The 13,792-nt window shown below is 70.9% G+C and carries 14 protein-coding genes and 1 riboswitch; of the genes, 8 read left to right on the forward strand and 6 right to left on the reverse strand.

The window, feature by feature from the left end; translation table 11 throughout:
* The first annotated feature begins 56 nt into the window (after nt 1-56).
* The 6 genes from V5O40_RS05260 (at nt 57) to V5O40_RS05285 (ending at nt 7,201) form a co-directional block, all read left to right on the forward strand.
* Complete coding sequence (locus V5O40_RS05260) at nt 57-1,112, forward strand: glycosyl hydrolase (RefSeq protein WP_332904399.1); 1,056 nt, start codon at nt 57-59, stop codon at nt 1,110-1,112.
* 208 nt (nt 1,113-1,320) lie between these two features.
* The gene (locus V5O40_RS05265; RefSeq protein WP_332904400.1) at nt 1,321-2,412 is read left to right on the forward strand and encodes a DUF1996 domain-containing protein; all 1,092 of its coding nucleotides are present in this window, start codon (nt 1,321-1,323) and stop codon (nt 2,410-2,412) included.
* A gap of 162 nt (nt 2,413-2,574) precedes the next feature.
* A complete protein-coding gene (locus V5O40_RS05270) occupies nt 2,575-3,051 on the forward strand; it encodes a DUF305 domain-containing protein (protein ID WP_332904401.1) in 477 nt (158 codons plus the stop codon).
* Nucleotides 3,052-3,421: 370 nt separating this feature from the next.
* Nucleotides 3,422-4,006 carry a hypothetical protein gene (locus V5O40_RS05275; RefSeq protein ID WP_332904402.1) on the forward strand — a complete coding sequence of 195 codons (585 nt, stop codon included), beginning with the start codon at nt 3,422-3,424 and terminating at the stop codon, nt 4,004-4,006.
* 70 nt (nt 4,007-4,076) lie between these two features.
* Nucleotides 4,077-4,829, forward strand: a complete 753-nt coding sequence (locus V5O40_RS05280) for an HAD family hydrolase (protein WP_332904403.1) — start codon at nt 4,077-4,079, stop codon at nt 4,827-4,829.
* The gene (locus V5O40_RS05285; RefSeq protein ID WP_332904404.1) at nt 4,826-7,201 is read left to right on the forward strand and encodes a glycoside hydrolase family 65 protein; all 2,376 of its coding nucleotides are present in this window, start codon (nt 4,826-4,828) and stop codon (nt 7,199-7,201) included. The genes V5O40_RS05280 and V5O40_RS05285 overlap by 4 nt, the downstream gene beginning before the upstream one ends.
* Nucleotides 7,202-7,217: 16 nt before the next feature.
* On the opposite strand, the gene V5O40_RS05290 is transcribed toward V5O40_RS05285, so the two are convergent.
* Complete coding sequence (locus tag V5O40_RS05290) at nt 7,218-7,397, reverse strand: hypothetical protein (protein WP_164446387.1); 180 nt, start codon at nt 7,395-7,397, stop codon at nt 7,218-7,220.
* A gap of 164 nt (nt 7,398-7,561) precedes the next feature.
* Here V5O40_RS05290 and V5O40_RS05295 point away from each other — a divergent pair, with 164 nt between their 5' ends.
* Nucleotides 7,562-8,230: a dienelactone hydrolase family protein gene (locus V5O40_RS05295; RefSeq protein WP_332904405.1), complete on the forward strand. Its 669-nt coding sequence runs from the start codon at nt 7,562-7,564 to the stop codon at nt 8,228-8,230.
* A gap of 134 nt (nt 8,231-8,364) precedes the next feature.
* Here V5O40_RS05295 and V5O40_RS05300 read toward each other — a convergent pair whose 3' ends face one another.
* The 4 genes from V5O40_RS05300 to V5O40_RS05315 all read right to left on the reverse strand — a co-directional run bounded on the left by V5O40_RS05300 (nt 8,365) and on the right by V5O40_RS05315 (nt 11,569).
* The gene (locus V5O40_RS05300) at nt 8,365-9,612 is read right to left on the reverse strand and encodes an AI-2E family transporter (RefSeq protein WP_332904406.1); all 1,248 of its coding nucleotides are present in this window, start codon (nt 9,610-9,612) and stop codon (nt 8,365-8,367) included.
* A gap of 104 nt (nt 9,613-9,716) precedes the next feature.
* The gene (locus V5O40_RS05305; RefSeq protein WP_332904407.1) at nt 9,717-10,502 is read right to left on the reverse strand and encodes a hypothetical protein; all 786 of its coding nucleotides are present in this window, start codon (nt 10,500-10,502) and stop codon (nt 9,717-9,719) included.
* A gap of 238 nt (nt 10,503-10,740) precedes the next feature.
* Nucleotides 10,741-11,136: a hypothetical protein gene (locus V5O40_RS05310; RefSeq protein ID WP_332904408.1), complete on the reverse strand. Its 396-nt coding sequence runs from the start codon at nt 11,134-11,136 to the stop codon at nt 10,741-10,743.
* 97 nt (nt 11,137-11,233) lie between these two features.
* Nucleotides 11,234-11,569 carry a helix-turn-helix transcriptional regulator gene (locus V5O40_RS05315; protein WP_332904409.1) on the reverse strand — a complete coding sequence of 112 codons (336 nt, stop codon included), beginning with the start codon at nt 11,567-11,569 and terminating at the stop codon, nt 11,234-11,236.
* Nucleotides 11,570-11,768: 199 nt separating this feature from the next.
* On the opposite strand from V5O40_RS05315, the gene V5O40_RS05320 reads away from it, so the two are divergent.
* Nucleotides 11,769-12,467 carry a carbonic anhydrase gene (locus V5O40_RS05320; protein ID WP_332904410.1) on the forward strand — a complete coding sequence of 233 codons (699 nt, stop codon included), beginning with the start codon at nt 11,769-11,771 and terminating at the stop codon, nt 12,465-12,467.
* Nucleotides 12,468-12,552: 85 nt separating this feature from the next.
* Here V5O40_RS05320 and V5O40_RS05325 read toward each other — a convergent pair whose 3' ends face one another.
* Nucleotides 12,553-13,569, reverse strand: coding sequence for a coiled-coil domain-containing protein (locus V5O40_RS05325; RefSeq protein ID WP_269740156.1), 1,017 nt, complete (start codon nt 13,567-13,569; stop codon nt 12,553-12,555).
* 4 nt (nt 13,570-13,573) lie between these two features.
* Nucleotides 13,574-13,704, reverse strand: a riboswitch (cyclic di-AMP (ydaO/yuaA leader).
* Between the last annotated feature and the right edge of the window lie 88 nt (nt 13,705-13,792).

Below are 13,792 nucleotides of genomic sequence, written 5' to 3' on the forward strand. Positions count from 1 at the left end.
GAATCGGGTGCCGGCGGACGTATGGTCCGTTGCGGTACAAGGGAGGTGCGCCGCAAATGGCCAAGCCGGTTGTCCACCGGACCTATCGATCGCTTACCGTCGCGTTGCTGTCCAGCGCGCTACTGCTCACCGCCTGCGCGCAGTCGGCGGAGCCGCGCGGGCAGTCAGCCGCAGCACCCGTGTTGCCTGATCCGCCGGGCGCTACCGCGAGCCCGAGCATCGCCGCCCCGAACGTCTCCGCCGGTGCGGACATCTCTGCCACCTCCGCCAGCACACCCACCCCGTCGCGGGCGGACGCGTCCTCCACATCGGATGCCTCGACGGATCGGTCACCCAGCTCGCAGGCGACTCCCCGGAAGCCGGTGACCGTGGTGTCGTCGGCGCGTAAGGGGGTGGGGGTGTGGAACTTCGAAGGTGCGGGCCAGGCGTTGGCGAATTCGGGGGCGGGTTGGTTCTACACCTGGGGTACGGGGTATCCGGGTGTCACCGCGCCCCGGGGTGCCAGCTTCGTACCGATGATCTGGGGCGCGGCCAGCGTCACCACGGAGGAGTTGGCCCGTGCCAAGGCCGCCGGCCCGTACCTGCTCGGATTCAACGAGCCGGACATGGCGGAGCAGTCGAACATGAGTGTGGAGCGGGCGTTGGAGTTGTGGCCTCGGTTGATGGCCACGGGCAGCACGTTGGGCAGTCCGGCGGTGGCCTGGGGTGGTGCGGATCCGGGTGGTTGGTTGGACCGTTTCATGGCCGGGGCGAAGGAGCGGGGTTACCGGGTGGACTTCATCACGCTGCACTGGTACGGCGGTGACTTCACCACGGCGAATGCGGTGGACCAGTTGCGGCGGTACGTGGAGGCGGTGCATCGGCGGTACGGCAAGCCGATCTGGTTGACCGAGTTCGCGTTGATCCGGTTCGATGGTGGTGGTCAGCAGTTTCCGTCGCAGGCGCAGCAGGCGGCGTTTCTGAGCGCGGCGACGAAGATGTTGGCCGGGTTGTCGTACGTGCAGCGTTACGCCTGGTTCGGGCTGCCGGCCACTGATCGGGATCGTTCTGGGTTGTTCCGTACCGGCACTCAGGCCACGGCGGTGGGCCGCGCCTTCCAAGCCGCCCGCTGAGGCGCCCACTGTTCGCTGGCAGCAGTGACCGTGAGTCGGTCCACGTCAACTTTCCGGCATTCGCTGAACGCACCGAACCGTCGCTGGATTACCGATTTCGGGTGACGAAAAATCACGCTGGAAAGCCGAAGAAAGAACCGGCGCAGCCATTTCGGAAGTACTTCCTCAAGGCATAATCGTCACGCCCATCAGAAAGGTTCTACCTCGCATGCCCCTGCGTCCCCTATCGAAGAGGTTGCGCCCGGCGACCGCTGTCGTGCTGCTCGGCTCGGTGCTGTTGGCCGGTTGCCGAGAAGTGCCCTCCGTGCCGGATGCCGCCGGTCCGACCGGACAGCCGGCCTCGACCGCGCCGGAGACCACCGAAGGTCTCGGCGGTGCGTCCGACCGACAGTCGCCGAGCGCCAGCGCCGGCAGCGCCAGCCCGAGCGCGAGCGGCAGTGGGTCGGACACCACAGCGAGCACGCCACCATCGTCGTCCGGCGGCACGGAGGTGGCGGCGGCCGTGCCGCCGGTGCCGGCGGCCGGCACGAAGCCGATTCCGGGCAACGCGGTACGGATCGCCGAGTTCGTCGCGGAGTGCAAGTTCAGCCACCGGCTGCCGGACGATCCGATCGTGGTCCCCGGCCTGCCCGGCGGTTCCCACTCGCACGACTTCTTCGGCAACAACGTCACCGACGCGATGACGAACCTCGGCGACCTAAGGGGCGGCAAAACCAACTGTGCGCCGAAGGTGGACCTGTCGTCGTACTGGGCCCCCACCCTGATGGCCGACGGGAAGGCGGTGCCACCGGACAGCGCGACCTTCTACTACCTGGGTGAAGGGGTGTCGCGGGACATCACGGCGAAGATCCGGCCGATGCCGGTCGGGCTCAAGATGGTCGCCGGCAACGCCAAGGCCACCAGCGAGGCGGACAGCCGGTCCCGCTGGTCCTGCCTGCACGCGGGACACGTCGGCGCCTCGAAGGACTTCGTCAACTGCCCGGCCGGCACCAAGTTGGAGACGTACCTGGACTTCCCGCAGTGCTGGGACGGCAAGAACCTGTACCGGGTCAACTCGGCCCACATGGCGTACCCGCAGGCCGACAGGTGTCCGTCAAGTCACCCGATCGCGGTCCCGAAGATCCGGATGGTGCTGCGCTACCCGGTCTCGGGTGACCCGGCGAAACTTCGGCTCTCCTCCGGAGACGGTCTGACCATGCACGCCGACTTCATGAACGCGTGGAACGAGCAGGAGTTGACCCGGCGGGTGCGCGACTGCATCAACCGGATCGTCAAGTGCGGACCGGACGGCGAGTACTAGCCGATGAGCACCGTGGGTCGTCCGGCCACAGCCCGTACCCGGCGGGTCGCCAGCGTCGTCGTGGCTCTGACCACGACGGCGCTGGCCGTCGGCGTACTACAAGGGTTGGGCCGGGCGGACCACAGGTCGCCGCCCGCTCCGCCCGTGCCGTCGGCAGCGGTCGTGTTCAACGGCACCGACAACGCCTTCGTGCAACTGCTCATCCCGATGAACGAGGGGGCACTGGCGCTCTTCGAGCATCTCGACGCCAGGGCCGTTGGCATCGACCCGGATCTGATCGCCCTCACCAAGCGTCTCCGAGCCACCCATCGCGCGGAGTTGCGCGAGCTGCGGTCGCTGCTCGCCGCCGGCGACCTCGCCGAGGAGAACGTCCACGAAGGCCACCAGATGCCCGGCATGGTGACCGCACTCCGCCTGGTCGAACTGCGGGCCGCACCCGTCGCTGAGACAACGGCGCTGGCGACCACCCTGCTTCGCGCGCATCTGGCGCAGACCCTACTGCTGTGCCAGGGCCAGCAGAGATCCGGCCACAGCCCGCCGCTGCAGGCGCTCACCGCTCGCATGCACCGGGACCGCACGGCTGAGCTGGCGGAGCTGGACGCCCTCGTCGGTGCGCTGTCTACCGCCGCCGATGGCTGACCTGACCCAGCACGCTGTGGACATGGAACGCTCACCGGCCACGGCCCCTCCGCCGTTGAGGGCTGTCGATGTTGCCGGGAGGGGGTCAGGCGTGCTGGAATGACCTCATATCGCCGCAGCGCGGGGGCAAACGCGCTGAGCACGGCCAGCACGGGAGCAACAGCACCGGCAGCGCGCCACCCTGGGAACGCCGCGCGCCGCTTCATCGGGCCACGTCACCACGACGGTCGCACCTGTCTGGGCAGGGTGTCCCGCCGTACGTACCACCGGCACGTGTTTGCGTCACGACCGACGCAGTCGAGCGTCGACGCGCCGGAGGCGTCCCAGCGGTCCGCAACGCACAGAACCGGCGACGAGGTGAGAAGCGATCATGATTTCCCGGGAGAGTTTCGCAAGGTGGCTCCGGCACCGCTACGTGTGGGCGGCGGCGATCCTGCTGGTGGTGTCGACCGGTGCCGTCGTGCTGGTCAACTCGGCCACGTCGAAATCGCAGCCGCCGGACCTGCACGGGCAGATCATGAACTGGATGCGTACCACGCTGGAGCAGGCGGACCCGGAGCAGCACAACCACGCCGGACATGACATCCAGCAGGTGACGAACGGGGAAGAGACAAAGCCCGCGGTGATCTGCGGGGTGCACGTCTACGGCTACGAGCCGGCCGAGGTCACCGTGCTCGCCGACGTGCGGACGGTCTACGGCTTCCACCTCTGCGGGGTCGCCGAGCAGGGTCGCCCCTGGGACTGGGCGGTCAAACTGGCCGGCCCGGTGATCATCGACATGTCCACCGAACCCGCGGGCATCCAGGTGGTCGAGGCGACCGAGGACACCAGGTTCATCGACCGGCTGCACCAGATGTTCCCGGCCAAGTACGCGCAGCTGGCGGAGCGGGAGGCACTGGAGGCGTCGGAGATGGCCGATCTGCGCCGCCGGTACGACTCCGCGGCCGGACTCTGATCACCCCGGGGCCGCGTCGGTATCAGCGGAAGTACGTTTGCCGGTCCGCATCGGCGGATAGATTGATACGATGCTCGGCCTGCCTGATCATGTGACCGCTGTGCTGTTCGACCTCGACGGTGTGCTCACGCAGACCGCCCGGGTGCACAATGCCGCCTGGACCGAGACCTTCGACGACTACCTGCGCCGGCGCTCGGCCACCACCGGTGAGCCGTACCGGCCGTTCGATCCGGGGCCGGACTATCACCGATACGTCGACGGCCGCCCCCGGCTCGACGGGGTGCGCACCTTCCTCGCCTCCCGCGGCATCACGCTGCCGGAGGGGGCACCGGAGGATCCACCGGGCGCCCAGACCGTGCACGGCCTCGGCAACCAGAAGAACACCATGGTGCTGGAGCGGATCCGCACGATCGGGGTGGATGTCTATCCCGGCTCGGTCGCGTACCTCAGGGCGGTGGCTGCGGCGGGGCTGCGGCGGGCGGTCGTCACGGCCAGCGCCAACGGCCGCGAGGTGGTCGCCGCCGCCGGCCTGGAGCCGCTGTTGGAGGCACGGGTGGACGGCCTCACCGCCCGAGCCGAGGGGCTACGCGGCAAGCCGTATCCGGACACCTTCCTCGCCGGAGCGAAACTGCTCGACGTGGTGCCGGAGAAGGCAGCCGTGGTCGAGGACGCGTTGGCCGGCGTCGAAGCCGGCCGGGCCGGCGGTTTCGGGTACGTGATCGGCGTGGACCGGGCCGGCCATGCCGACGAGCTGCGCGCGCACGGTGCCGACGTGGTGGTCGACGACCTCGCCGAACTGCTCGACACCGGGCGGCCCGAGTGATCCGGGAACGGGCGTACCCGGTCGAACCGTGGCACGTCCGGGAGACCCGGCTGGACATGGACGTGCTCGCCCAGTCCGAATCGGTGTTCGCGCTGTCCAACGGACACGTCGGTCTGCGCGGAAACCTGGACGAGGGTGAGCCGCACGGGTTGCCCGGCACCTACCTCAACTCGTTCTACGAGTTGCGGCCCCTGCCGTACGCGGAGGCCGGGTTCGGCTTCCCCGAGTCCGGCCAGACCATCGTCAACGTCACGAACGGCAAGCTCATCCGACTGATGGTCGACGACGAGCCGCTCGACGTGCGCTACGGCGAGGTGCTCGCCCACGAGCGGATCCTCGACATGCGCGCCGGCACCCTGCACCGGTCGCTGCACTGGCGTTCGCCGGCCGGCCGCGAGGTCCGGGTGAACACCACCCGGCTGGTCTCCTTCCGGCAGCGCTCGGTGGCCGCGATCCGCTACGAGGTGGAGGTGGCCGACGACAAGCCGCTGCGGTTGATCATCCAGTCGGAGCTGGTGGCCAACGAGACGTTGCCGCCGCAGAGCCGCGACCCGCGCGTCGCCGCCGTGCTGGAGTCGCCGTTGCAGGCGGAGGAGGAGCTGACCACTCCCGCCGGTGGGCTGCTGATCCACCAGACCAAGGTCTCCGGGCTGCGGGTCGCCGCCGCGATGGACCACGAGGTGGCCTCGCCGGCCCGGACGTCCGTCGGCTCCGAAGGCTATGAGGACTGGGTCCGTACCACCGTGGCCTGCGTACTGGAGCCGGGGCAGAAGCTCCAGGTGGTCAAGTACCTGACCTACGGTTGGTCCAGTCGGCGTTCCCTGCCGGCACTGCGCGACCAGGTCGGTGCCGCGTTGGCCGCGGCGAAGCTGGACGGCTGGGACGGGCTGGTTCGTGAGCAGCGGGAGTACCTGGACGAGTTCTGGGACGCCGCCGACGTCGTGGTGGACGGGGATCCGGAGGTGCAGCAGGCGGTCCGGTTCGGCCTGTTCCACGTGCTCCAGGCAGGCGCGCGGGCGGAGCGCCGGCCCATCTCGGCCAAGGGGCTCACCGGTCCCGGGTACGACGGGCACGCCTTCTGGGACACCGAGATGTTCGTCCTGCCGGTGCTGACATACACCCACCCGGCCGCCGTTCGGGACGCGCTGTACTGGCGTTTCTCCACGCTGGAGCAGGCCCGGGAACGGGCGCGCACGCTGAATCTGGCCGGTGCCGCCTTTCCGTGGCGCACCATCGAGGGGCCGGAGTCGTCGGGGTACTGGCCGGCGGGCACCGCCGCGTTCCACATCGCGGCGGGCATCGCCGACGCGCTGCGGCGCTACGTGCTGGTGACCGGCGATCGGCAGCTGGAGCGGGAGATCGGGCTGGAGCTGCTGGTGGAGACCGCGCGGCTGTGGCGCTCGCTCGGGCACCACGACCGTGCCGGCAACTTCCACGTCGACGGGGTCACCGGTCCCGACGAGTACACCGCCGTCAAGAACGACAACATCTACACGAACCTGATGGCCCAGCGGAACCTGCTGACCGCCGCCGAGGCGGCGTCGCGGTACCGCGACGAGGCGTTCCACCTCCGGGTGACCGACGAGGAGGCCGCCGCGTGGCGGGACGCCGCCGCCGCCATGCACATCCCGTACGACGAGGAGTTGCGCGTCCACCAGCAGGTGGAGGGTTTCACCCGGTTGCAGGAGTGGGACTTCGAGCAGACCCCACCGGACAAGTACCCGTTGCTGTTGCACTATCCGTACTTCGACCTGTACCGCAAGCAGGTGATCAAGCAGGCCGACCTGGAGTTGGCCATGCACTGGCGGGGCGACGCCTTCACCAGCGAGGAGAAGTTGCGCAACTTCCTCTACTACGAGCGCCGTACGGTCCGCGACTCGTCGCTGTCGGCCTGCACCCAGGCGGTGCTGGCGGCGGAGGTCGGCTACGCCGATCTGGCGCACAGCTACCTGCGTGAGGCCGCGCTGATGGACCTGCACGACCTGAACGAGAACACCCGGGACGGGGTGCACATGGCCTCGCTCGCGGGTGCCTGGATCGCACTGGTCGCCGGGTTCGGCGGCCTGCGGGACCATGACGGGACGCTGTCGTTCGCGCCGTGCCTGTCCAGCCGGCTCAACGCCCTGTCCTTCTCGCTCCAGTGGTGCGGCATGCGGCTGCGGGTCGACGTACGCGGCCACGACACGACGTACGCCCTGCACCATGCCGCCCCGGACGCGGTCATCGAGTTGCGCCACCACGGCAAGCCGGTGCGCGTCACCTGCGACGAGCCGGTGACCGTACCGAATCCACCGCCGCGTACGGACCTGCCGACGCCGGAGCAGGCGCCCGGTAGGGCACCCCTGCTCCGGCTGCCGGAGAACCCGGCCTGACCCCGCTACCGCATCGTCAGATGGGCTCGCCCTGGGAAGGGCGACCGGTGGCGTCGTGGGGCGTTCTCGCCCGGGGATCGTCGGCCGAACGTGCCTGGGCCGCGTCGTCCGCCCAGTCCCGTCCGCGCCGGTCGTCCTGTTCCCGCCGGTCACGTTCGGCGGCGGACTGCACGGGCTCGCGCTGGTGATGCGCCATGACGGTCCTCGCGATCTGTCGGCGGCGCCGGTGACGCCGGTCCGTCTCTGGTCACCCGTCGGCTACCCGGCGCCCCCCGGCGCAAACCCACTCGCCGGACGCCCGGGGCGTGTTGTCGGTCGGGCCGGGTATCCGGGCCGGTGAGACAGCCCAGGGGAGGCGCGATGGACGTGCGTGGCGAAGCGGCGACGATCCCGGCGGGTGGGGTCCTGCTCCCGGCGGACCTGCTGGTGCCGGCGGAGCCGGCCGGTGCGGTGCTGTTCGCGCACGGCAGTGGCAGCTCCCGGCACAGTCCGCGCAACGCGGCGGTGGCGCACCAGCTCAACGGGGCGGGGCTCGGCACTGTCCTGGTGGATCTACTGACTCCGGCCGAGGACGAACTGGACGCGGTCACCGCCGAGCTGCGCTTCGACATCGGTCTGCTGGCCGACCGTCTCGCCGGAATCGTGGACTGGCTGACCACCGAGCGGCCGTTCGGGCCGAGCCCGGTGGGCCTCTTCGGCGCGAGCACGGGAGCCGCCGCCGCGCTTGTCGCCGCCGCGCGACGACCGGATCTGGTACGCGCGGTGGTGTCCCGCGGTGGTCGTCCCGACCTGGCCGGCTCCGCGCTGGGTCAGGTGCGGGCCGCCACCCTGCTGCTCGTCGGCGGTCTCGACGAGCAGGTGATCACGCTCAACGAACACGCGCTCGGTCAACTGACGTCCCGATCCGAGCTGCGCGTGATTCCCGGTGCGACGCACCTGTTCGAGGAGCCGGGCACGCTGGACCAGGTCGCCGAGGCGGCAACCGGCTGGTTCCACGACCACCTGCACCCGCAACCCGCCTCCGCCTGACATCCCCAGCCACCCGGTCCCCGGCCCCCTGGTCTCCCGCCACGGTGAGGGCGCGGTTTGCGGCATCTAGGGCTCTCACGTCCGTCTGATGGCACGACATGCCGCAAGTCGAGGAGGCCGACGACCGGCCGCCGTCAGGCGGGCTCGGGATCGGGTCCGGCCGGCGACGTCGACGGTCCGGAGGGCGACGATCCCGAGGGGTCGGTCGACGGGCGGGCCGGTGGTTTCTTCGATGGCGGCGAGTCGGGTGCCGGTGGGCCGGACGCCGAATCGGACGCGTTCGCGGCGGCCTGTCGTTGACGCTGGACGCTGTCGATGACCCGCCAGGCGACCGCAACGATCGGAACCGCGACGAAGGCGCCCGCGATGCCGGCGATGAGGGTGCCGGCGGTCACCGCGACCAGGATCACCACCGGATGCAGCCGTACCTGGCGCTTCATCACCAGCGGCTCCAGCAGGTTGCCCTCGATCTGCTGGACGGCGATCACAGCGGCCAGGGTGAGCAGGGCGGTGGTGGGCCCGTTGGCGGCCAGGGCCACCAGCACCGCGACCGCACCGGCCACGGTGGCACCGACGATCGGCACGAACCCGCCGATGAACGTGATCAACGCCAGCGGGAACGCCAGCGGCACCCTGAGCAGCACCAGCGCCAGGCCGATACCGATGGCGTCGATCGCCGCGATCAGCATGGTGCCCCGGCTGTACGAGCCCAGGGTGTGCCAGCCGGTGCGACCGGCCTCGGCGGCGATGTCCCGGTTGGGCCCGGCGGCCCGGCGCAACGTCCAGTGCCACATCTCCCGGCCGTCCTTGAGCAGGAAGAACAGCAGCACCAGGGCGAGCAGGATCGAGCCGACAACCTCGGCCACCGTGCGGGCGCTGGCGACCGGGTCCACCTGCTGCTGGCTGATCGCCTGGCGCAACTGGGCGAGCAGACTGTCCAGCTGCGTGTCGCTGACCGGCAGGGTGGAGGTGACGAAGTCCCGGGTGCGCTCCAGCCCCTGACGCAGTTCCTCGCCCAGTTCGCTGAACTGGTCGGCGGTCAGACTCCACACGAGCGCGCCGACGCCGCCCAGGATGCCGAGCAGGAGCAGGACGCTGAGCAGGGCGGCGAGCGCGGCCGGCAGCCGCAGGCGACGCAACGCCAGTTGCACCGGATCGAGCAGTGCGGCGAGGAAGAGGGTCGCGGCCACGGCGATGGCCAGCGGGGTGACCAGCAGCGTGATCCGGGCCAGCAGGTAGAGCCCGGCGGCGATCACCACCAGGCAGGCGCTCCACACCACCGCCGACCGGACCAGCCAGGGCAGGGCGGCCCAGGTCTGGCGCGGTCCGGCGCCCCGCACCGCCGTCTCGTCGGGCTGGTTCCCGCCATCGCTTGCGACCACGTCGGCCCTCCTCAATGTCCGGCGAGGTCCGTACCCGGTCGACGTCCTTCCGACACTAGTTGCCGGCGACCGGCCCGGAGGGCGTTCGGCTCGCGAGACCCGACTCAGTACGCCGCGACCGGTGCCCGGCCGACGACCGCCGGGATCTCCCGGGTCTGCTCGGCGGCGCCGGGTGCGGTCAGCGGCAGGACCGACTCGCGCTCCTCCACCACCGGCACCAGGGCGGCAGCCGCTTCCTCGCGCAGGGTGCGGGCCGCCGCGGCGGCGAGTTCCGCGGCCCGCCAGGTGGCCTGCTCCCGTTCCCGGGCCGCCCGTTGCCGGGCCAGGAGGTGGTCGCGTACCGCCCGGCGGAGCATCAACTCCTGCTCCACCGGGTGCAACCGGGGGTCCCAGCCGCGATGCGCGAAGACGTCGCTGAGCTGCTCCACCGACAGCTCCCGCCGCCAGTACGCGTCCAGGGCGGCCCGGTGCAGCCAGCGCTCCCGGTCGGCGTACTCGGCGGGGGTGCGGTCGGTCTGCGGCAACGGCATGCCGGCGGCGCGGGAGAGCCGGCGTACGTCCGCCTCGGCCGCCTCGTACGACCGCCACGCCCGCTCGGCCTCGTCCTGTGCGGCGAGCCACTCGTCGCGCCGGTGCCGGGCGGTGGCGTCGGCCCGGTCCGCCGCGATCGTGACCTCCTCGGCCCAGCGCTCCTGGTCACGTCGGTGCTCGGCGAGGTCGGACGGGCTCGGCAGAGCGGCCTCGCGGATGCGGACGCCGGCGTCGAAGCGGAAGAGCCGGGGTCGTAGCAGCAGGCCGGTGACGGCGAGGGTCACCACGCCGAGCAGGCCCAGCCAGATGGCCGCGGCCCGGGGCGCGTCGAGCAGGACGGAGGACAGGGCGGTACGCATCATCAACACCTCGCGGTCGGGATGAGTCGTCGACTGTGGTGGACGCGGGTCGTGACGGCGGGGCAGTTGCCCGGGACGCGGCTGATGCCGTTCCGGGCCGGCCGGATCGGGCTCGCCGGGATGGTCCCGGCATCACCGTGGCAGTGACGCGGTGAGTCGGCTGGTCGCCTGGATCCGCCTGGCGTCTGGCCAGCGCGGCGGCGTCACCTGCTCGATCGGTCGGCCGGACCGCCGTCGGTCAGCCGGTGGGTGGGCCGCGTCGGGTCGATTCGCCCGCGCGAACGGCGGGCACCGGGGCAACGGGGTGACCGACCCGGGCGGCGGCAGCGGATGTGCCGTCGGTGCCTGCGGGCCGGACCGGAGCACTGGTGGCCGGCTCTCGCCACTGGCCGGCGTCGGCCGCCCGCACGGGCTCGACGGTGGGCCGGATGGCCGGCATCGCGGTGGACGGCGAGCCGAGGGCGACGGTGGCGGTCGGTGGTGACACTGCGGTGGCCCTGGCCGGCGGATCGGCCGCGACGGCCCCGCCGAGGCCGACGGCGAGCACCAGTGACGCCAGCGCCAGTCGGGTCAGCTCGCGCAGTGCGCGCAGCGTCGCCGGCCACAGTGGACGGGCGAACGCGGGAGACGGCACGGCACCCAACCTATCCCGCCTTCGGTGGGATCGCAGCGCCGCGTTCGTCCGGGGTGGGTGAAGCACGCCACGTCGTCCGATCAGGAGGGCCGTCGACTCACCCCTCGGCGGTGCCGGTGGCCTGTTCCTTGGTGAAGAGGGCCAGCAGGTCGCCGACCTCGTGGTCGGCCTCCGCCGGGTGACGGAACCGTCCGGCGGGGTTCAGGGTGTACTCGTTGCGCCGCCCCACCCGGGTGCGGTGCAGGTAGCCGCCGGCCTCCAGGTCGGCGACGATCGCCTGGGCGGCACGCTCCGTGACGCCGACCTCGGTCGCGACGTCCCGTAGCCGGGCGGTGGGGTTACGGGCGATGGCGAGCAGGACGTGCGCGTGGTTCGTGAGAAAGGTCCAGTTCCGCGCGTTTTCCCGTGCGTCAGTGCTCGCCATGTCCGCCATCGTATGACCTGCCGTTCGGCTACCTCGGCTCGCGCCGTCGCCGACATCGGCCCGGCCGAGCGCAAGCGTCGACTGATGCATGAAATACATATCACGTATAGGTTGACGTGCGTTATGCCGCGTGTGACCGTGATGGCAGCCCGTGACCAGCGTCGGCCGGGATGACCAGGCATTCCTCCCAGAGATGAGGTGCAGCTGGATGAGTCGACCCGGAACGCCCGGTCCGCAACCAGGGCCGGACCGCGAGGCGCTCAGCGCGGATCATGCCGGTGCCCCGCAGCGCGCCCTCGCCGAACTGCTCGCCGGCAACCACCGATTCGTCACCGACGCGCTGCGGCATCCCAATCAGGACGCCGGGCGTCGGGCCGCCGTCGCGACCGGGCAGCATCCCTTCGCGGTGATCGTCGGCTGCTCCGACTCCCGGCTCGCCGCCGAGATCATCTTCGATCGCGGGCTGGGCGACCTCTTCGTGGTCCGCACCGCCGGGCACACCGTCGGGCCGGAGGTGCTGGGCAGCGTGGAGTACGCGGTGGCCGTGCTGGGCACGCCGCTGGTGGTGGTGCTGGGCCACGACTCGTGCGGTGCCGTCCAGGCGGCCCGCGAGGCACTGGCCACCGACACCACGCCCCCGGGGCATCTGGGTGCCGTGGTCGACGCGGTGGTGCCGAGCCTACGCCGAGCGCAGGACGCCGGGGTGCAGGAGCTGGACGAGATCGTGGACATCCACATCGCGCGAACCGTCGAGACGATGCTGGACTCGTCGGCGACCCTCGCGGCGGAGGTGGCTGCCGGGCGGTGCGCGGTGGTCGGCATGTCGTACCGACTGGCCGCCGGTGAGGTGCGGGCGGTCGCCGCGGAACCCGCCGAACTGGCCGGCGCGATGGCGACCGCGCCCTGATCCGCGACCGACGACGACGTCCGGAACGACGAGGGCCGTTCCGCCACGGTTGGCGGAACGGCCCTCGGTGCGTCGCGCCGGGCGATCAGAGCAGTGACACGTGCACGTGGTCGGTGTGGTTGGACGGGCCGCTGTAGGAACTCCAGCGTTCCGTCGCCGCGAACCAGATCTGGCGGTTCCAGATCACGTAGTAGACGCCCAGCCGGTCGGCGTTGCGGACCAGGAAGGCCGCCAGGTTGTTGCCGTAGATCCGGGTGTCGTTGTTGTGCCACGGGCTGAAGCCGCTGTTCTGCAACGACCAGTCACAGGCCCGACCCTTGGGGTGCTCGAACTTGTCACCCGGCCGGAAGCAGCCGACGAACCGGTTGAACCCGGCCCGCTTGACCTCCTTGTACATGTGCAGCGTCCGGGGCGTGATGCAGCCCGACGTGGTGGGGTCGTTCTGACTGCACGACTCGGGCTTCCACCCGCCGTCCGAGGAGCGGTTCGGCCCGATCCGGGCCACCGGCGAGGTGGCGTCCACCAGTCCGCCGGTCAGGCCGACGCCGCCGACCAGCCGGAGGGACTTCTCCGCCTCGCTCTTCTTGCGCGCCATGTCGTTGGTCAGCTTCTTCTGCTCGCGCACCTCGGCGTCGAGCGCGAGCTTGGCCTGCTCGGCGCGGAGCTTTATCGCGTTGACCTCGCCCAGCTTCTTGTCGTTCACCAGGTTCAGCTCGTCGAGCGCCGAGGCCCGGTTGATGAACGAGTCCGGTGCGCCGCTCTGCAACAACATGGCGATCGCGCCGACCCGGCCGGTCCGGTAGGACTGGGTGGCGATCTCGGCGACCTGGGGAGCGAGCGCGTCCAGGTCGGCCTGCGCGGCACGGACCTCGACCGCCAGCTGGAGCTGGCGCTTCTTGGACTTCTCCAGCTTGGCCTTGGCCTTGGAGTAGTCCCGGGTGGTCGCCTCGATCAGATCGTTGAGCATCGGCGGGTCGTCGTCGTGCTCCGCCGGTTTGGGGTCGTTCGGTGCGGCCGTGGCCGGCATCGGGCCGGCGAACACGGCGAACGCGGCGAACACGGCCACCACGGGTGTCAACCAGCGGCGTAGGGGTGCCGTCACTGTTTTCCCTTCCATCGACCGCCGACCGGGTTAGCTGACGGGTTCGGGACGGAAGTGGCCCCTACCGCTTTCGCGGATTCACCCCACCTACCTGGGTCCCCGGCTCGCCTGAGGGCGATTGGGCGGTGGCACCGCAGGCGCCGCTGCGCGCCTTCGGCGGTGACCGGCAGTGAGGTTACCCGACAGTCCATCTGTGCTTCTACGCCCCGAACCCGACTAGATG

Origin of the sequence: Micromonospora palythoicola, from assembly GCF_036689795.1 — a bacterium.
Classification (GTDB): Bacteria; Actinomycetota; Actinomycetes; order Mycobacteriales; family Micromonosporaceae; genus Micromonospora; species Micromonospora palythoicola.

Coding starts and splice junctions, on each gene's coding strand:
- V5O40_RS05260 (WP_332904399.1), top strand. CDS start 57: ATGGCCAAGCCGGTTGTCCACCGGACCTATCGATCGCTTACCGTCGCG.
- V5O40_RS05265 (WP_332904400.1), top strand. CDS start 1,321: ATGCCCCTGCGTCCCCTATCGAAGAGGTTGCGCCCGGCGACCGCTGTC.
- V5O40_RS05275 (WP_332904402.1), top strand. CDS start 3,422: ATGATTTCCCGGGAGAGTTTCGCAAGGTGGCTCCGGCACCGCTACGTG.
- V5O40_RS05280 (WP_332904403.1), top strand. CDS start 4,077: ATGCTCGGCCTGCCTGATCATGTGACCGCTGTGCTGTTCGACCTCGAC.
- V5O40_RS05290 (WP_164446387.1), bottom strand. CDS start 7,397: ATGGCGCATCACCAGCGCGAGCCCGTGCAGTCCGCCGCCGAACGTGAC.
- V5O40_RS05295 (WP_332904405.1), top strand. CDS start 7,562: ATGGACGTGCGTGGCGAAGCGGCGACGATCCCGGCGGGTGGGGTCCTG.
- V5O40_RS05305 (WP_332904407.1), bottom strand. CDS start 10,502: ATGCGTACCGCCCTGTCCTCCGTCCTGCTCGACGCGCCCCGGGCCGCG.
- V5O40_RS05315 (WP_332904409.1), bottom strand. CDS start 11,569: ATGGCGGACATGGCGAGCACTGACGCACGGGAAAACGCGCGGAACTGG.
- V5O40_RS05320 (WP_332904410.1), top strand. CDS start 11,769: ATGAGTCGACCCGGAACGCCCGGTCCGCAACCAGGGCCGGACCGCGAG.